This is a genomic window from Streptomyces sp. NPDC051578, from assembly GCF_044454045.1.
Lineage (GTDB): Bacteria > Actinomycetota > Actinomycetes > Streptomycetales > Streptomycetaceae > Streptomyces.
Map to the genome: position 1 here is coordinate 298,996 of NZ_JBITDH010000004.1, position 17,666 is coordinate 316,661.

Below are 17,666 nucleotides of genomic sequence, written 5' to 3' on the forward strand. Positions count from 1 at the left end.
CTGCGCGGGGCCCGGCGGCCCGGGGCCCGCCGGGCGGCGCCGCGGTGTCCGGGGCCGGTTCCGGCGGCCGGTGCGGACCGCCGGGCAGCGCTGCGGGCCGTGGGTGGGCCCGTACGGCAGCGGCCGGGCCCCCGGGAAGGGGGCCCGGCCGTGTGACCGTCGAAGCGGCGCGGCTTAGAAGGCGGCCTCGTCCAGCTCCATCAGGCTGTTGTCCACGCTCTCGGCCAGCGCGCGCTGGACCGAGACGCCCGGGAGGACCTCCGCCGCGAAGAACTTCGCGGCGGCGATCTTGCCGGTGTAGAAGGGGACGTCCTTCGCGGCGGCGGTGGCCAGCTTCTCCGCGGCCACGGCGGCGCCCTTGAGCAGCAGGTATCCGACGACGACGTCACCCGAGGCCATCAGCAGGCGGGTGGTGTTCTGACCCACCTTGTAGATGTTCTTGACGTCCTCGCCGGTGGCGGTGAGGTCGACGATCATCTGGCCGACGATGGCCTCCAGGTCGACCGCGGCCTTGGCGAGCGCGTCGCGCGCCGGGGCGAGGTCGTCGCCGCCGACGGCCTCGGCCAGGAACTTCTTGATCGTCTCGGAGAGGACGTTCAGGGAGGCGCCCTGGTCGCGGACGATCTTCCGGAAGAAGAAGTCCTGGCCCTGGATCGCGGTGGTGCCCTCGTAGAGGGTGTCGATCTTCGCGTCCCGGATGTACTGCTCGATCGGGTATTCCTGGAGGTAACCGGAACCGCCGAAGGTCTGCAGCGACTGCGCGAGCTGCTCGTAGGACTTCTCCGAGCCGTAGCCCTTCACGATCGGCAGCAGCAGGTCGTTGAGGCCGACCAGCGCGGAGGCGTCCTCGCCCGCGGCCTGCTTGACCTGGATCTCGTCCTGGATGGACGCGGTGTACAGGACGAGCGCGCGCATGCCCTCCGCGTACGCCTTCTGCGTCATGAGCGAGCGGCGCACGTCGGGGTGGTGGGTGATGGTGACCTTGGGAGCCGTCTTGTCCATGAAGTTGGCCAGGTCCGGGCCCTGCACGCGCTCCTTGGCGTACTCCAGCGCGTTCAGGTAGCCGGTGGAGAGGGTCGCGATGGCCTTCGTGCCGACCATCATCCGGGCGAACTCGATGATCATGAACATCTGGCGGATGCCGTCGTGCTTGTCGCCGATCAGCCAGCCCTTGGCGGGGTGCTGGTCGCCGAAGGTCATCTCGCAGGTGTTGGAGGCCTTGAGACCCATCTTGTGCTCGACGTTCGTGGCGTAGACGCCGTTGCGCTCGCCCAGCTCGCCGGTCTCCCAGTCGAAGTGGAACTTCGGGACGAGGAAGAGGGACAGGCCCTTGGTGCCCGGGCCGTGGCCCTCGGGGCGGGCGAGGACGTAGTGGAGGATGTTCTCCGACATGTCGTGCTCACCGGACGTGATGAAGCGCTTCACGCCCTCGATGTGCCAGGAGCCGTCGTCCTGCTGGACCGCCTTGGTGCGGCCGGCGCCGACGTCCGAGCCGGCGTCCGGCTCGGTGAGGACCATGGTCGAGCCCCACTGCTTCTCGACCGCGATCTCGGCGATCTTCTTCTGCGCCTCGTTGCCCTCTTCGAAGAGCACGCCGGCGAAAGCCGGGCCGGAGGAGTACATCCACACGGCCGGGTTGGCGCCGAGCAGCAGCTCCGCGTAGGCCCAGATGAGGGAGCGGGGCGAGGTGGTGCCGCCGATTTCCTCGGGCAGGCCCAGGCGCCAGTACTCGGAGTCCATGAAGGCCTGGTAGCTCTTCTTGAAGGACGCCGGGACGGGCGCGGTGTTGGTGGCCGGGTCGAAGACCGGCGGGTTGCGGTCCGCGTCCTCGAAGGAGGCGGCCAGGTCGTTCTCGGCGAGCTTGGTCAGCTCGGCCAGGATGCTCTTGGCGGTCTCGGTGTCCATCTCGCCGAACGGGCCGGTGCCGTACAGCTTGTCGCGGCCGAGCACCTCGAAGAGGTTGAACTCGATGTCGCGGAGATTCGACTTGTAGTGCCCCATGGCGACGGCTCCGTTAAGGCTCGGGGAGACAGGTTCCTCGTACATACCAATCGGTAACAACATGATGCTACCCACCGGTAATAAGGGCAACCCTCCGGTCCGGACTGTGACCAGGCTCAAGCTCGCACCACACGGTCTTGCATCCGGCGCCCTGTGTCACCCCCCAGCGCAGGGCCACCGCGTCGAGCAGGGCCAGCCCGCGTCCGCACTCGTCGGTGCCGGCCGCCCGGCGCGGTACGGGCCACGCCCGCGGATCGGGGTCGGTGAGCTCGACCCGCGTGCGGGCTGCCCTTCCGGTGACCCGCAGCGTGACGGGCGTGCCCGCGCCGAGGTGGGTGATCACGTTGGCCAGCAGCTCGCTGACGCAGAGCTGTACGTCGGCGCACGGCTCCCCGACGTGCTCCCGCACGGCCCGCCGTACGTCGGCCACCTCCTCAGGCGTGGCGAGCAGCCGGAGGGTGAGGCCGTTCACCGCTCGGCCAGGGCGGCGGCCAGGCGCTGCGCGGTGGCGGTGTTGCAGTTGCCGAGGGTGATCAGGGGCGGGTTGCCGTAGCCGCTGGCGTAGGAGGCGAGGTGGAGGTCGAGCGAGGGCAGCGTGATCCCGTGCGTGGCCAGTGCGGCGCGGAGCCGGGCGAGTGCGTCGATCGCCTCGCGGTCGGCGGCGTGTGTGCTCATGGGGGCCCCTTCTGTGCGGAGTGTGACGAACCGCTCACAGCGTGGCGCCGCCGGGCGTAGCGTGGGAAGGGTTTTCGGTTACGCAGGGCAAGTGGCAAATGGCGGTGGTGGGTTGTGCCTCCTCGTAAGGACACTGACGCGTCGGCGAACGTGCCGTCCTTCTACGGCGCCGAGCTGCGCTTCAAACGGGAGTCGGCCGGGCTCACGCTGGAGCAGCTGGCGGAGGGCAGTTTCCGAGGCGTCCCGTTCCTGAGCCAGATCGAGCGCGGCGAGCGCCGAATGCCGCCGGATCTGGCCCGGCACGTGGACGAGAAGCTGGGTACAGACGGCTTTTTCGAGCGCCGCTGTGAAGATGCGCGCAAGGCGAAGCAGTCCGGGCACGCGGAGTACTTCGCGGACGTGGCGGAGATGGAGCCGTATGCCGAGACCATCGAGGAATGGGCCCCGATGCTGGTGCCGGGGTTGTTGCAGACAGCCGCATACGCTCGGGCCCTGACTCGGGCAGCGATGCCTCGGGCCCTCGACAGCGAGATCGAGAAGAAGGTGAGCGCTCGCATGGCGCGGGCTCGCCTTTTCGAGCGCGAGAGGCCCCCGGAGTACTGGGTGATCGCAGACGAGTCGCTGATCCGGCGACGCATCCTGGCACCTGAGCCGATGGCCGAACAGCTTGAGCACATCGCCGGAGTTGTCCGGGCGACCCGCTCCGTTCTGCAGATCGTTCCGGAAACCGCCGCCGCCCATCCCTTCATGATGGGCATGGCCAAGGTGATGACGTTCACGGATGCGCCCCCGGTGGTGTACACCGAGAGCCTGCATAGCGGGCAACTCATCGACTATCCGGCGCTCGTGCGGGACTACCGCAGGTCGTACGATCTGCTCAGGGCTGCCGCGCTGTCACCTGAGGCGTCCCTCGCGAGGATCGACGCAGCTGCAGAGGACTTCCGAAATGGCACGCACCGACATTGACTTGGCGTCCGCCCGTTGGCGCAAGAGCAGCTACAGCAACGGCACCGGCGGCGACTGCGTCGAGGTGGCTGACGGCCTGGCCGGACTCGTCCCCGTCCGGGACTCGAAGCGGCCGGGCGGGCCCGCGATCGTCGTCACGGCGGCGGCGTGGACGCCCTTCGTCGCCGCCCTGAAGGACGGCGGTTGCGCCGGCTGATGCGGGCCTCCCCGCAGGGGTGGCCCGTACCCGACCGTAGGGCGGCGGCCGCTCGGTAGTCTGTGCCGCATGTACGGCTACGACCAGAACCCGGGCGCCCAGCAGCAGTACGCGCAGCAGCCCCCGCAGGGCTACGCGCAGCAGGCGCCGCCGCTGTACCCCGAGCCGTCCCCGCCCTCCCTCGCGGACGCCGTACGCGCCTTCACCACCGGGCAGCTCGCCGCCGAGGACTTCCAGCAGATCTTCGCCACCTCGAAGGTCTACTGCCCGCGTGGCGAGACCCCCGGCTTCCTGGCCCTCCACAACACGCAGCAGCCGGTCATCCCGATGTTCACCACGCTCAAGGAGCTCCGCCGGTACGCCGGCAAGGAGTCCAAGTACTTCGTGATCACCGGCGCCGAGGTCATCGACCTGCTCCCGACCGGGTACGGCTTCGTCCTCGACATGGAGGGCGACCACCGCATGGTCTTCGACGCCAAGGCGGTCGAGCAGATGGTCGACTACGCCATGCGCCGCATGTATGGCTAGACGCCATTGCTGCGCAGGCGGCTGGACGACATTGCCGTGCATACGGTTGGCCGAGGTCAGGCATCCGCGCCCGGGATCGGGACCGCCGGCGGGTTGAGCCGCGCGAAGCCCTCCTGGCGTTCGTAAGGGAAGTAGGGGTACGGGGCCGGGCGGTGACTCGCCGCGTCCAGCCTCGCCATCTGCTCCGGGGTGAGCGTCCAGCCCACCGCGCCGAGGTTCTGGCGCAGTTGCCCCTCGTTGCGGGCGCCGACGATGACCGAGGACACGGTGGGACGCTGGAGCAGCCACCGCAGGGCGATCTGCGGGACGGCCTTGCCGGTCTCGTCCGCGATCTCGTCCAGCGCGTCCACGACGCGGTACAGGTGCTCGTCCGCCACCGGCGGACCGTAGTCGGCAGTGGCGTGCAGCCTGCTTCCGGCGGGCAGCGGCCGGCCGCGGCGGATCTTGCCGGTGAGCCGGCCCCAGCCGAGGGGGCTCCAGACGATCGCGCCCAGTCCCTGGTCGAGTCCGAGCGGCATCAACTCCCACTCGTAGTCGCGGCCGATGAGGGAGTAGTAGACCTGGTGGGAGACATAGCGCTGCCGGCCGTGGCGGTCGGCGGCGGCGAGCGACTTCATCGTCTGCCAGCCGGAGAAGTTGGAGACGCCGACGTAACGGATCTTCCCGGCGCGGACCAGGTCGTCCAGGGTGGACACCACCTCCTCGACGGGGGTCCCGGCATCGAAGGCGTGGAGCTGGAAGAGGTCGATGTAGTCGGTGTCGAGGCGGCGCAGGGCGGCATCCACCGAACCGATCAGCCGCGAGCGTGACGTGCCCGCGTCGGCGGGGCCGTCGCCCATGGGGAGGCCGGCCTTGGTGGAGATGAGCGCCCGGTCGCGGCGGCCCTTGAGGGCGGCCCCGAGCACCTCTTCCGAGGCGCCGGCGGAGTAGGCGTCGGCGGTGTCGAACATCGTGATCCCGGCGTCCAGGCAGATGTCGACGAGGCGGCGCGCCTCCTCGACGCCGGTGGTGCCCCACGAGCCGAAGAGCGGTCCCTGCCCGCCGAAGGTCCCGGCCCCGAAGCTCAGTGCCGGGACCTGGAGCCCGGATGTACCCAGCCGCCTGTATTCCATGACGTGTCCCCTCTACCACTGCGGCGCCTAATGGATCCGCAGTCCCGTTAAGATGTCCTCACGGTAGCAACGTGCGGCTATTAATGGAACAGGGGTCCCGTTATGAAGTTTCCGGAGGGTGAGCCCGAGCCCGAGGCCGGGTCGGCGGCGGGGCCGGGGGCCGTGCGGCCCGGAGGGCGTACGGCGCGGGTGCGGGCCGCCGTGCTGGAGGCGGCCGGGGACGTGCTGGCCGAGGAGGGGTTCGCCCACCTCGACCTGGCCGATGTCGCGCGCCGCGCGGAGGTCGGGAAGACGACCGTCTACCGCCGGTGGGGGACGGTCACCGGCCTCGTGGCGGACCTGCTGTCGGACATGGCCGGGCAGTCCGTGCCGCGGACGGAGACCGGCTCGCTGCTGGGGGACCTGACGGCCAACGCCCGTCTGGTGGCGCGGACGCTCGCCGATCCCCGGCAGGGGGCCCTGTTCAAGGCGGTCATCGCGGCCGCCACCTGCGATCCGAAGGCGGCGGAGGCGCTGCACGGCTTCTACGCCGTCCGCGTCGCCGAGTGGGCGCCCTGCGTCGAGCAGGCGGCCGCCCGGGGTGAGGTGCCCGTGGGTACCGACGCGCACGAGGTGATCCGGGCGGTGTCGGCCCCCCTCTACTACCGGCTTCTGACCACGGCCGATCCGCTGGAGGGGGAGGCCGCCGACCGGGCGGCGGCGGCCGCGGTGGTGGCGGCGCGCGCGGGGGTGTACGTACGCCGCTGAGCCGCCGGGAGGCTCGGCGGGGCGCGCGTCCGGGGCGGGGAATGGCGATGGGGGGCGCGCTGTTCAGTCACATGTGGCAGAAAGTTCGACTTTCAACTAAAGTCGACGCAGAAGGAGGTTCCGACCATGCCTGCAGTGACTGTGGAGAACCCGTTGACGCTCCCCCGCGTCGCGGAACCGGCCCAGGAGACCGCCGCCCGCAAGGTGCTGGCCGTCACGACCGCCCCCGGTGGTTTCGAGGGCGAGGGATTCCCGGTGCGCCGCGCGTTCGCCGGAATCAACTACCAGTACCTCGACCCGTTCATCATGATGGACCAGATGGGCGAGGTGGAGTACGCGCCGGGCGAGCCGAAGGGCACCCCCTGGCACCCCCACCGCGGCTTCGAGACCGTCACGTACCTGATCGACGGGACTTTCGTCCACCAGGACAGCAACGGCGGCGGCGGCGTCATCAACGGCGGTGACACCCAGTGGATGACGGCCGGCTCCGGCCTCCTGCACATCGAGGCCCCGCCGGAGTCGCTCGTCGTCAGCGGCGGGCTCTTCCACGGCCTCCAGCTGTGGGTGAACCTCCCCGCCTCGGACAAGATGATGCCCCCGCGCTACCAGGACATCGGCGGCGGCCAGGTGCAGTTGCTGACCACCCCCGACGGCGGCTCGCTGCTCCGCGTGATCGCTGGTGAACTCGACGGGCACCAGGGTCCGGGCATCACCCACACCCCGATCGCGATGATCCACGCGACCGTCACCCCGGGCGCGCAGATCACCCTCCCGTGGCGCGAGGACTTCAACGCCCTCGCCTACGTCATGGCCGGGCGCGGCTCGGTCGGCGAGGACAGGCGGCCCATCAAGACCGGCCAGACGGCCGTGTTCGGCGACGGCGGCTCGCTCACCCTGCGGGCGGACGCCTCGCAGGACTCCAACGCCCCGGCGCTGGAGATCGTCCTGCTCGGTGGCCGTCCCATCCGGGAACCGATGGCGCACTACGGGCCGTTCGTGATGAACAGCAAGCACGAACTCCAGCAGGCCTTCGACGACTTCCAGGCCGGCCGGCTGGGGACCGTACCCACCACGGCGCGTACGCGCTGAGGTGACACGGCGGGCAGGACACCGTCACACGGTGGTCTGCCCGCTCGCCGCGTAGCGGGTGCGCAGCTCGGACAGCACACCGGACGCGGCGGCCGTCAGCGGTACGGCGAGCAGCATGCCGAGGATCCCGGCGACGCTCGCCCCCGCCGTGATGGCGAGCATGACCGCCGCAGGGTGCATCTGCACCGTGCGGCTCTGGATCAGCGGCTGCAGGACGTGCCCCTCCAGCACCTGGACGGCGAGCACCACGCCCAGCGCCCACAGCCCGATCACCCAGCCCCGGTCGGCGAGGGCGACGAGGACGGAGAGCGCCCCGGAGATGAAGGCGCCCAGGTACGGGATGTAGGCGCCGACGAATACCAGCGCGCCGAGCCCGACCGCCCCGGGCACCCGCAGCACCAGCAGCCCGGCGGTGATGCACAGGGCGTCGATCAGCGCGATGAAGGTGGTTCCGCGCATGAAACCCTCGACGGCCTTGAACGCGCGCCGGGCCACGGCCTCGACGGTGTCGCCGGTGGTGTCGGGCGCCAGGGAGCGCAGCGCGCCGGCGGCCCGGTCGGAGTCGCGCAGGAAGAAGAAGATCAGCAGGAGCGCGAGCACGCCGGTCGCGATCAGCTCGCCGACGACGCTGATGCCGGTGATCACGCCGGAGGCGGCCGTACCGCCGAACTTGCCCAGCAGTTCCTTGGCGTTCTCGGCGAGGTCCTCCAGCGAGGTTCCCGCCGCGCCGAAGTGCTCCCTCAGCGCCTCCCCGGCGCGCCGCAGCGAGGTGAGGATCTCGTCACCGGTGTCGATCAGCGCCGTGACGATGACGTAGCCGGCCCCGCCCACGACGGCGACGACGGCGAGGCACGTCAGCGCGGCGGCGAGGGACCGGTTCACCCCCAGCCCCACCAGCCGCCGGTGCAGCGGCCCGAGCAGTGCGGTGCCGAGCAGGGCGAGCAGTACGGGCGTGACGGCGGTCTTGAAGACCACGCACAGCCACACGCCGACGGCGAGCACTCCGGCGACCAGCAGGACGACCACGCACCAGGCGGCGAGGCGCCGCACGGGCCCGGGAAGAAGGGGAGTCACCACGGCTGCATCCAACCACGCGCGCCCGGCGCTTCCCCGGCATCGCGGGCGTCAGCCGTCGGAGTCCTCGGCCTTCGCCTGCTCGCGCAGCTCGAACCAGATCGACTTGCCCTCGCCGCGGGGGTCGACGCCCCACGCGTCGGCCAGCATCTCCATCAGCAGCACCCCGCGGCCGCTGGACGCCATCTCGCCGGGGTGCCGCTTGTGCGGCAGCTCGTCACTGGAGTCCGCGACCTCCACGCGCAGCCGCCGGGTCCCCAGCTCGCCCACCGCCTCCGCGACCAGTAGCGCGTCGCCGTCGGTGTGCGTCAGTACGTTGGTCACCATCTCGGAGACCATCAGCTCCGCCGAGTCGACCTGGTCGGGGTCCGCCCAGTCGTGGAGCAGCTCCCGCACCTGCCGGCGCGCCCCCGAGATCCGTTCCGGCTCGGCCTGGGCCACGGTCAGCACGGTGCGCCGGGCCGGGCGGGTGTGCGGGGAGACCGAGGCGCCGCAGCCGCAGCCCGCGCCCTCGCGGCACAGCAGGACCACGGCTATGTCGTCCTCGCGTCGGTCGGCCAGCGGGCCGGTGGTGTGGTGCGAGGACGGGCCGTGGACGGCCTGGACCAGCAGGTCGGCGAGCTTTTCGAGGTGTCCCGCGTCCGGTCCGCCGGCTTCCGGGCCGCCGGCGGCCGGGTCCTCGGCTTCGAGGACGGCCCGCAGGCGCGCCCAGCCGGTGTCCAGGTCGTGGCCGCCGGTCTCGATGAGGCCGTCGGTGCACAGCATCAGCGTCTCGCCCGGTTCGAGGGTGAAACGGGTGGTGGGGTAGTCGGTGTCGGGGACGATCCCGAGCGGGAGCCCGCCCGCGGTCGGCCGCATCAGGACCGTGCCGTCGGTCATCCGGACCACCGGATCGGGGTGGCCGGCGCGGGCCACCTCCAGCCGGCCGGTCCGGGGGTCGCACTCCATGTAGAGGCAGGTGGCGAAGCGCGGGCTGGTGTAGTCCGGGTCGGGGCCGCCGGCGTACCCGCCGTCGGCGTACGGGTGGGCGGATCCGCCGTCATGGCCGCCGCTGTACCTGCCGTCGTGTCCACCGTCGTGTCCACCGCCGTAGCCGCCGCCGTAGCCGCCGCCGTAGCCGTCGGCGTACCCGCGGGGGCCGTCCTTCTCCTGGGAGGAGCACAGCCCGGCGAGGAAGCGGGAGGCCCGGGAGAGCACCGCGTCCGGGCGGTGCCCCTCGGAGGCGTACGCGCGGACCGCGATGCGCAGCTGTCCCATCAGGCCCGCCGCGCGCACGTCGTGACCCTGGACGTCCCCGATGACCAGGGCGAAGCGGCCGGAGGGCAGCGGGATCATGTCGTACCAGTCGCCGCCGACCTGGAGCCCGCCGCCGGTCGGGACGTACCGGGCGGCGATCTGCATGCCCGGGACCTCGGGGCCCAGCTGCGGCATCATCGAGCGTTGCAGGCCGGTGGTGAGTTCCCGCTCGGACTCCGTCACCCCGGCGCGCTGGAGGGCCTGGGCCAGCATCCGCGCCACCGTGGTCAGCACGGACCGCTCGTCCGGCGAGAAGGACACCGGGTGCTTGAAGGCCGCCATCCACGCCCCCATGGTCCGCCCGGCCACGATCAGCGGGACGAAGGCCCAGGAGGACCGGCCGAAGGGCTCGGCCAGCTTCCAGGTCGCCGGGAAGCGCCGCTTGTACTCCTCGGAGGTCGGCAGGTAGACCGCGCGACCGGTGCGGACCACCTCCGCTGCCGGGTAGGCCGTGTCCAGCCGCATCTCGGTGAAGGGGGTCTCGTCGCCCGGGCCGTGCCCGTGGTGGCCGATGATCGACAGCCGGTCGCCGTCCACGCCGAAGACGGCCAGCCCGTCGGGGCTGAACCCGGGCATCGAGAGGGAGGCGGCGACCCGCAGCACCTCCGCCGTCGACCGGGCCTCGGCCAGTGCCCGGCCCGCGTCCAGCAGGAACGCCTCGCGGGAGCGCCGCCAGTCGCCGGTGATCGGGGTGTGCGCGGCGGTCGTGCCCGGCTGCGGCTCGGCGATCTCCTGGACCGTGCCGATCAGCTCGTAGTCGATCCTGTCGTGCGCGGTGGCCGTCGGCACCGGCTTGGAGCGGCTGCGTACGGTGCGCAGCACGCGCCCGTCCGCGTCGACGATCCGCAGCCGGGCCTCGGCGAGGGTGCCCTCGGCGACCGCCAGGTCCACGATGGCCTTGATCTCGTTCCAGTCGACCGGGTGGAACCGCGACCGCACGGCCACCTCGGGCAGCACGACCGGCTCGGCGGGCAGCCCGAGCAGCCGGGCGGCCTCGCTGTCGAGAGCGACCGTCCCGGAGGCGTTGTCCCATCGCCACAGGCCGGTCGCGACGGCGGCCAGGACGTCCTCGGTGCGCACCTGGTCATCTTTACAGGTGACCTGCCCGGGCTGCCTGTTCAGGGCGCCCCCGCCGCCCTGGCCGGGCCCTCGACGGCCGCGCCAGCGCGGTACCCGTCCCGGACGGTAACCTTGTGAGGGTTGAATCCACCCTGGTATCGCGAAGAACTGGATGACTGATGCATCGGTACAGGTCCCACACGTGCGGCGAGCTTCGTGCCTCCGACGTCAACGCTGACGTCCGGCTGAGCGGCTGGGTGCACAATCGTCGAGACCTGGGCGGCATCCTCTTCATCGATCTGCGCGATCACTACGGCATCACGCAGCTCGTCGCCCGTCCCGGCACCGCCGCGAACGAGGCGCTGAGCAGCGTCAGCAAGGAGACCGTCGTCCGGATCGACGGCAAGGTCGTCTCCCGCGGCGCGGACAACGTCAACCCGGAGCTGCCCACCGGCGAGATCGAGATCGAGGTCTCCGAGGTGGAGGTGCTCGGCGCGGCCGGCCCGCTGCCCTTCACCATCAACACCGACGACGGTGTGAACGAGGAGCGGCGCCTGGAGTACCGCTTCCTCGACCTGCGCCGCGAGCGCATGCACCGCAACATCATGCTGCGCTCGGCCGTCATCGCCTCCATCCGCTCCAAGATGGTGGCCCTCGGCTTCAACGAGATGGCGACCCCGATCCTCACCGCGACCTCCCCCGAGGGCGCCCGTGACTTCGTCGTCCCCTCCCGCCTGAACCCGGGCAAGTTCTACGCCCTCCCGCAGGCGCCGCAGCAGTTCAAGCAGCTGCTGATGATCTCCGGCTTCGACCGCTACTTCCAGATCGCGCCCTGCTTCCGCGACGAGGACGCCCGCGCCGACCGCTCGCCGGGCGAGTTCTACCAGCTCGACGTCGAGATGTCCTTCGTGGAGCAGGAGGACGTCTTCCAGCCCATCGAGAAGCTGATGACCGAGCTCTTCACCGAATTCGGCGGCGGCCGCGCGGTCACCTCGCCGTTCCCGCGGATCCCGTTCCGCGAGTCGATGCTCAAGTACGGCAACGACAAGCCCGACCTGCGCGCCAAGCTGGAGCTCGTCGACATCTCCGACGTCTTCGAGGGCTCGGAGTTCAAGGCGTTCGCCGGCAAGCACGTACGTGCGCTGGCCGTCCCGGACACCGCCGGGCAGCCGCGCAAGTTCTTCGACGGCCTGGGCGAGTACGCGATCTCGCTGGGCGCCAAGGGCCTGGCCTGGGTGCGCGTGGGCGAGGACGGCGCCCTGACGGGCCCCATCGCCAAGTTCCTCACCGAGGAGAACATCAAGGTCCTCACCGAGCGTCTCGGCCTGGCCGCCGGTCACGCGGTGTTCTTCGGCGCGGGCGAGTTCGACGAGGTCTCCAAGATCATGGGCCCGGTCCGGGTCGAGGCCGCCAAGCGCGCGGGCCAGTTCGAGGAGAACGTCTTCCGCTTCTGCTGGATCGTGGACTTCCCGATGTACGAGAAGGACGAGGAGACCGGCAAGATCGACTTCTCGCACAACCCCTTCTCCATGCCGCAGGGCGGCATGAAGGACCTGGAGGAGAAGGACCCGCTCGACATCCTGGCCTGGCAGTACGACATCGTCTGCAACGGCATCGAGCTGTCCTCCGGCGCCATCCGCAACCACGAGCCCGAGGTCATGCTCAAGGCCTTCGAGATCGCCGGTTACGACGCCGAGACCGTCGAGCGGGAGTTCGCCGGCATGCTGCGCGCGTTCCGCCTGGGCGCCCCGCCGCACGGTGGCATCGCCCCCGGCGTCGACCGCATCGTGATGCTGCTGGCCGACGAGCCGAACATCCGCGAGACGATCGCCTTCCCGCTGAACGGCAACGCGCAGGACCTGATGATGGGCGCGCCGACGGTGCTGGAGGAGTCCCGCCTGCGCGAGCTGAACATCGCGCTGCGCAAGCCGGTGGAGACCAAGACCGGTGAGCCCGTCGAAAAGTCGGTCAAGCCGCACCAGTAGGCCGCGCTGCGGTAGGTACGGATGCGCCGAAGGGCCCGGGATCGGATGATCCCGGGCCCTTCGGCCGTACTGCGCCGTACCGCGCCGTGCGGTGCGCGCGGCGGTCGGTCGGGGACGGTCCGGTCAGGGACGCTCCCGGTCAGGGACGGTCGAGGAAGCCGTCGAGGACGCCCTTGAGGAGGGCCGACGAGGTCAGCTCGGACGGGGCGGGCCCGGCGTGGAAGAAGCCGGTGTGCGGAGCGTCCAGCTTGCGCAGGAAGTCGAAGGCCTTGGAGTCGTGGTCGCCGAAGGCGACGAACTGCCAGTGGATGTCGTGGCCGGCCGCGTCGGCGATCGCCTGCTTGGCGGGCTGACGGTTGTCGGGCGCCCCGTCGGTCTGGAACACCACGAGCGCGCGGTGGTCGCCGCCGTCCTTCTGGTACCGCTCGACGACCGCCTCGACGGCCGCGTGGTAGCTGGTGCGGCCCATGCGGCCCAGCTCGGCGTGACGGGACTCGACCCAGGCGGCGTCGTGGGCGTCCAGGGTGAGGTCGGCGGTGCCGTCCACCTCGGTGGAGAAGAAGACGGTGTGCACGGTCGCGTCCGCGTCGAGGTGCGCGGCGAGGGCCAGGGCGTGGTCGGCGAGGTACTGGGCGCTGCCGTCCTTGTAGAAGCCGCGCATGGAGCCGGAGCGGTCGAGGACGAGGTACACCTTGGCGCGCGCCCCGGCCTGCCCCTTGCCGCGCAGCACCTGACCGGCCGCCTTGTAGGCGCCCGCCACCTCGGGCGCCTGCCGCTTCACGGCGGCGAGCGCGACGGCGGGGCCGGCCTCGGGAGCGGCGCCCTGCGGCTCCGCCTCGGCGTCGGCGACGGTGACCGGCTCGGGCTCGGCGGCGACCGGCTCGGCGACGGGCTCGGCTGCGGCGACCGGCTCGGGGGTGGGGGTCGGCTCGGGCTCGGGGATGGCTGCCGCGACCGGCTCGGGGGCGGCTTCCGGCTCCGGCTCGGGCGCGGCGACGGCGACCGGCTCGGGGGTGGGTTCGGCGACGGGGGTCGGCTCGGGCTCGGGCGTGGCTGCCGCGACCGGCTCGGGGGTGGCCTCCGGCTCCGGCTCCGGCGCCACGACGGCCTCCGGCTGGGGCTCGGCGGCGGCGACGGGCTCGGGGGTGGCAGCGGCGACCGGCTCGGGGGCGGGCTCGGCTACGGCGGCGACGGGTTCGGGGGCCTCGGTGGGCTCCGGTTCGGGGGTCGGGGCGGGTTCCGCTTCGGCGGTCGCCTCGGCGGCGGCCGGGGCTGCCTCCGGCTCCGCTTCCGCCACCGGCTCGGTCTTCGGCTCCGGCCGGTCCGGCTGCGCAACCGGCACGGACGAGCCACCGGTTGGGCCTTCCGACGTGGTCGCGGGCGCCGGCCGGCGGGCTTCGGGCACCGTCGGGTCCGTCGTCTGGGTCGGCGCCGTCAGCACGGTCCCCGGCTCGCGGTCGCGCGGCGCGGACTGCGGCGGGACCGTCGGGTTGTCGAAGGACGCCGCCACGAGGTCGGCCGCCACGTCCAGCGGCGTGCGTTCGGTCTGGCTCGGGACGGCCGCCGACGGGACATCCGCCGAATCCGGAACGGGTTCGGCAGACCGTCCGAACACCTTGCGCAACAAGCTCCGAATACCCATGGGCCAGGCCTTTCGCATGTGTGCGTGCGTCATTTGTCCGAGCTGCGCGGTAGATCCCTACCCAGAGTGGACACGTAAGGTTATCGGCCCCTTGGCTGGATCGTCGGCAGGGGCGCCAATCGTGGCGTTCCTGTCACCTGCGCACTGCGGCGGCCTGTGGGAACTCCCCCTTCACCCCGACCGATTCACGAAGCGTCCATCTGACCGCCACGGCATCCGTGCGACCTCCCAGGGGGTTTCACGTGAAACAACCGCCCCCGGCAGCGCAGGCGTCAGTGTTCCGTGGCGATGGCGCGGGCGGCGGCGATCTCCTGATGGAGCGGGGCGAGGACGGAGTCCTCCATGCCCGGCGGGGGTGGGGCGACGCGGACCTCCGCCGGGGTACTGCTGGTCCGGACGCCCTCCGCCAAGCCCCGGAGTTCGGCGGTGACGGCCGCCACCTCCTCGGGACTGGGCGCCTCGGCCCCGTGGTTGACCCGTACCCGGGCGGCGGTCGTGGCGTCCACGATCCGTTCGACGGCCACGACCAGCGGCCACCACGCTGCGGCCCGCGCCCCCGTGGGCGGCGGCTCGGTCAGCGCTCGCTGGAACTCGCTCCGCACCCCCGACAGCTCGCGGTAGATCCGCCGCCGGGCGTGGAGCCTGGCGGTCCGCGCCGCCGTCTCATCGGCATCGGCATCGGTCGCGTCGGCGGCGCCGAACGCCCGCTCCACGTACCGGGCCGAGTCCTCGACGGCGTCGGCCAGCCGGTCCCCGATCCGGGTGTGCCAGCTCTCGGGCCACAGCAGGTACCCCGCGACCAGGGTGATGGCGCAGCCGATCAGGCTGTCCAGCAGCCGGGGCCGGATCAGGTCGAAGCCCTGGTGGTTGAGCTGGTCCGACAGCAGCAGGATCACCGGGGTGATCGCGGCGGTCTGGAAGGCGTACCCCTTGACGGTGAACGCCGGGATCAGCGCGGCGAGCACCGCCATGACCGGCACGTCCCACCACCCCCGCGGTACCTCGGAGAGCACGGCGGCGGCCAGGACCAGCCCGCCCGCCGTACCCAGTGCCCGCAGTACCGCCCGGGAGAACACCGAGCCGAAGTCGGGCTTGAGGACGAAGGTGACCGTCAGGGCGACCCAGTACGAACGCTCGACCGGCACCAGCGAGACCAGTGCCTGTGCCAGCCCGATGCACAGGGCGAGCCGCAGCCCGTACCGCCAGGAGGCCTCCGACAGCACCATGTCGCGCACCGCACGCCGGGCCCGGTCGCGCAGTGCGGCGGGCCTGCCGAGCCGGTCGTCGGCGTTGTACGGGTCCGCGTCCTCCCGGTGCACGATGACCGCCGCGTGCCGCAGAGCCGTGTCGATGGCCCGCTGGGACGGTCCGTACGGCGCCGGAAGCTCCAGGTCGGGCTCCCCGGTGCGGCCCTCTTCCACGGCCCGGGCCAGCTCCCTCACGGCCGCCGGGACCTCGGGCGGCAGTGGGCGGCCGCTCAGGTGCGCGGCCGGCGCCGCGTCCACCAGTGGGATCAGCACGTTCAGCTGGGCCAGCATCCGCACGAGGGACGGATTGCGCCCGTGGACCCGGGCGCGACGGCCCAGGATGAGGTCATAGGCCTGGTTCAGGGCCTGGGTGACTTCCAGGCGGCGTTCCTCGTACCCGGGTCCGCCCGCGGCTTCGAGCGCATCGGCGAGGGACCGGTAGCAGGCGGCGACCGCCGCCCGTTCGGGTTGCCGCCCGCGCAGCGGCCAGCCCAGCAGGGTCAGCGCCAGTACGAACAGCCCGCCGGCGCCGAGCAGCAGGGGCGCCGTCCACCAGGGCTTGGGCAGCGGCAGCCCGGCGCCCACCGCGGCGTTGAGCAGGAGCAGCAGTCCGGAGACGGACGCCACGGTGCCGATCGAGGAGATCATCCCGGAGACGAGGGCGATCAGGGTGAGGGCGCCCACCGCGAGCCAGCCGTGACCGAAGACGAGCGTCCCCAGGGCGACACCGACGGCGCCGAACAGCTGGGGCACGGCGATGTTCAGGATCCGCATCCGGTAGGCGTCGGCGGTGTCGCCGATCACCCCGGACAAGGCGCCCATTGAAACGAGCGCACCGTATTCGGGCTCGTCCAGGGCGAAGCCCACGGCGAGCGGGGTCGCCATCGCGATCCCGGCGCGCACGACGGCTGCCCAGGGCACGGGGGTCCGGCTCGGCCGCAACCCCCTCAGCAGCCAGGCGGGCGGGGCCAGCGGGATCTGTCGGGCGGCGGGCCGGGCCCGTGGCTGCCCGGGCGGTATGTGCTCGGTGCGTCGTTCGCTGGTCATTCCGCTTCCGTGGCGCCGCTCGCGAATCGGTTCTGCTGGGCTGTGGAGGTTCTACGGGGATCTGTGGAGTTCTGGGCACGTTGCGTACGTTCCGAGCTTATGGGGTGCGGCGCAGTCGTCCGGTCAGCCAGGCGGCCAGCGCGGCGGCGAGTCCGATGACCAGTACCAGCCACGCCGTGGTGCGCAGGAACGAGGTGAGTGCGTCGTACACGGCTCCTGCGGCCGGGCGGTCGACGTCGGGCGGCAGGTCGTCCAGGGTCAGGCGGCGGCAGACCTCCACGGCGATCCACAGCAGCACCGCCCCGACGGCGAGCCCGATACCGGTGGCGAGCACGGCACGCCTGCGCCGCACGGCGACGGCGACCGCCGCCACGGCGAGCACGACGGTCAGCAGGGGAAGCCATACGCCGGCGATCTGGAGCATGCGGAATCCTTCCCGGAGTGCGCCGAGATCGTCGTACTCCATGACCTTCACGGACAGGTGCGTGACGGGGATGCGGTCCGCGAACGGGACCCCGTCCCCTATGAGTTCCCCCTTGACCTCGGCGAGTACGGGCGCCAGGTCGATGGTCACGGCGTCTCCGTGCCCGTTCGTCAGCGCCCGGAAGAAGGCAGCGTGCGCGGCACGGTTGGCGGCGTCCCACGCCGTCCGGTACGCCGGTGTCCCGACGAAGGACCGCAGGGCCTCGCCGAGCAGGGTGTCGACGCTGCCCTGGAAGGGCCCGGCGTCGATCTGGCCGGCCAGTGCGCGGGTGCCCTGGGTGACCACCACGTTCTGCACGGCCGGATCACGCGCCAGCGGGGACATGGCGGCGGTGTAGCGGTCGGCGTCACCCAGTTCCCGGTCAGCCCAGTACGCGACGGCGCTCGCGGGCACCAGGAGGGCCACGAGCACGATCAGTACCGCCGACAGCGAGGTGCGCACGTCCCAAGAGAACGCCCTCGGGGCCCTGCCGGGCCAGCTCGGCTGCTGCGTACGGGTGACCCCGGACTCGGGGCGTC

15 protein-coding genes are annotated in these 17,666 nt (G+C 71.8%); 6 read left to right on the forward strand and 9 right to left on the reverse strand.

The features are described 5' to 3' along the window. Window positions 1–174 precede the first annotated feature (174 nt). The 3 genes from ACIA6C_RS20495 to ACIA6C_RS20505 all read right to left on the reverse strand — a co-directional run bounded on the left by ACIA6C_RS20495 (window position 175) and on the right by ACIA6C_RS20505 (window position 2,676). Window positions 175–2,001: an acyl-CoA dehydrogenase gene (locus tag ACIA6C_RS20495; protein WP_399277705.1), complete on the reverse strand. Its 1,827-nt coding sequence runs from the start codon at window positions 1,999–2,001 to the stop codon at window positions 175–177. A 67-nt stretch (window positions 2,002–2,068) separates the two neighbouring features. After that, window positions 2,069–2,473: an ATP-binding protein gene (locus ACIA6C_RS20500; protein ID WP_399277707.1), complete on the reverse strand. Its 405-nt coding sequence runs from the start codon at window positions 2,471–2,473 to the stop codon at window positions 2,069–2,071. Then, entirely contained in the window at window positions 2,470–2,676 is a 207-nt protein-coding gene (locus ACIA6C_RS20505; protein ID WP_399277709.1) for a hypothetical protein, read from the reverse strand. Before ACIA6C_RS20505 ends, ACIA6C_RS20500 begins: the two co-directional genes overlap by 4 nt. Window positions 2,677–2,790: 114 nt before the next feature. Between ACIA6C_RS20505 and ACIA6C_RS20510 the strand changes: the two genes are divergently transcribed. The 3 genes from ACIA6C_RS20510 (at window position 2,791) to ACIA6C_RS20520 (ending at window position 4,366) form a co-directional block, all read left to right on the forward strand. Further along, window positions 2,791–3,642 (forward strand): helix-turn-helix domain-containing protein, encoded by an 852-nt coding sequence (locus tag ACIA6C_RS20510; protein WP_399277711.1) that lies wholly within the window; start codon window positions 2,791–2,793, stop codon window positions 3,640–3,642. Continuing rightward, a complete protein-coding gene (locus tag ACIA6C_RS20515) occupies window positions 3,623–3,838 on the forward strand; it encodes a DUF397 domain-containing protein (protein WP_399277713.1) in 216 nt (71 codons plus the stop codon). Before ACIA6C_RS20510 ends, ACIA6C_RS20515 begins: the two co-directional genes overlap by 20 nt. Before the next feature lie 69 nt (window positions 3,839–3,907). Next, the gene (locus ACIA6C_RS20520; protein ID WP_361130535.1) at window positions 3,908–4,366 is read left to right on the forward strand and encodes an SseB family protein; all 459 of its coding nucleotides are present in this window, start codon (window positions 3,908–3,910) and stop codon (window positions 4,364–4,366) included. Window positions 4,367–4,422: 56 nt separating this feature from the next. Here the strand turns inward: ACIA6C_RS20520 and ACIA6C_RS20525 are convergent, their stop codons facing one another. After that, the gene (locus ACIA6C_RS20525; protein ID WP_399277715.1) at window positions 4,423–5,478 is read right to left on the reverse strand and encodes an aldo/keto reductase; all 1,056 of its coding nucleotides are present in this window, start codon (window positions 5,476–5,478) and stop codon (window positions 4,423–4,425) included. Between the two features lie 102 nt (window positions 5,479–5,580). On the opposite strand from ACIA6C_RS20525, the gene ACIA6C_RS20530 reads away from it, so the two are divergent. After that, the gene (locus ACIA6C_RS20530; RefSeq protein ID WP_399277717.1) at window positions 5,581–6,225 is read left to right on the forward strand and encodes a TetR/AcrR family transcriptional regulator; all 645 of its coding nucleotides are present in this window, start codon (window positions 5,581–5,583) and stop codon (window positions 6,223–6,225) included. A 126-nt stretch (window positions 6,226–6,351) separates the two neighbouring features. Then, entirely contained in the window at window positions 6,352–7,314 is a 963-nt protein-coding gene (locus ACIA6C_RS20535; protein ID WP_399277719.1) for a pirin family protein, read from the forward strand. A 24-nt stretch (window positions 7,315–7,338) separates the two neighbouring features. Here the strand turns inward: ACIA6C_RS20535 and ACIA6C_RS20540 are convergent, their stop codons facing one another. Both ACIA6C_RS20540 and ACIA6C_RS20545 read right to left on the reverse strand, forming a co-directional pair. Continuing rightward, window positions 7,339–8,391, reverse strand: coding sequence for an AI-2E family transporter (locus ACIA6C_RS20540; RefSeq protein WP_399277721.1), 1,053 nt, complete (start codon window positions 8,389–8,391; stop codon window positions 7,339–7,341). 48 nt (window positions 8,392–8,439) lie between these two features. Further along, window positions 8,440–10,764, reverse strand: coding sequence for a SpoIIE family protein phosphatase (locus tag ACIA6C_RS20545; RefSeq protein ID WP_399277723.1), 2,325 nt, complete (start codon window positions 10,762–10,764; stop codon window positions 8,440–8,442). Between the two features lie 158 nt (window positions 10,765–10,922). Here ACIA6C_RS20545 and aspS point away from each other — a divergent pair, with 158 nt between their 5' ends. Continuing rightward, entirely contained in the window at window positions 10,923–12,728 is a 1,806-nt protein-coding gene (aspS, locus tag ACIA6C_RS20550) for an aspartate--tRNA ligase (protein ID WP_361130521.1), read from the forward strand. A gap of 139 nt (window positions 12,729–12,867) precedes the next feature. On the opposite strand, the gene ACIA6C_RS20555 is transcribed toward aspS, so the two are convergent. The 3 genes from ACIA6C_RS20555 to ACIA6C_RS20565 all read right to left on the reverse strand — a co-directional run bounded on the left by ACIA6C_RS20555 (window position 12,868) and on the right by ACIA6C_RS20565 (window position 17,589). Beyond that, window positions 12,868–14,370 (reverse strand): VWA domain-containing protein, encoded by a 1,503-nt coding sequence (locus tag ACIA6C_RS20555; RefSeq protein WP_399277725.1) that lies wholly within the window; start codon window positions 14,368–14,370, stop codon window positions 12,868–12,870. Window positions 14,371–14,642: 272 nt separating this feature from the next. After that, the gene (locus ACIA6C_RS20560; protein WP_399277727.1) at window positions 14,643–16,664 is read right to left on the reverse strand and encodes an FUSC family protein; all 2,022 of its coding nucleotides are present in this window, start codon (window positions 16,662–16,664) and stop codon (window positions 14,643–14,645) included. Between the two features lie 97 nt (window positions 16,665–16,761). Next, complete coding sequence (locus ACIA6C_RS20565; RefSeq protein ID WP_399277729.1) at window positions 16,762–17,589, reverse strand: hypothetical protein; 828 nt, start codon at window positions 17,587–17,589, stop codon at window positions 16,762–16,764. Window positions 17,590–17,666 lie beyond the last annotated feature (77 nt).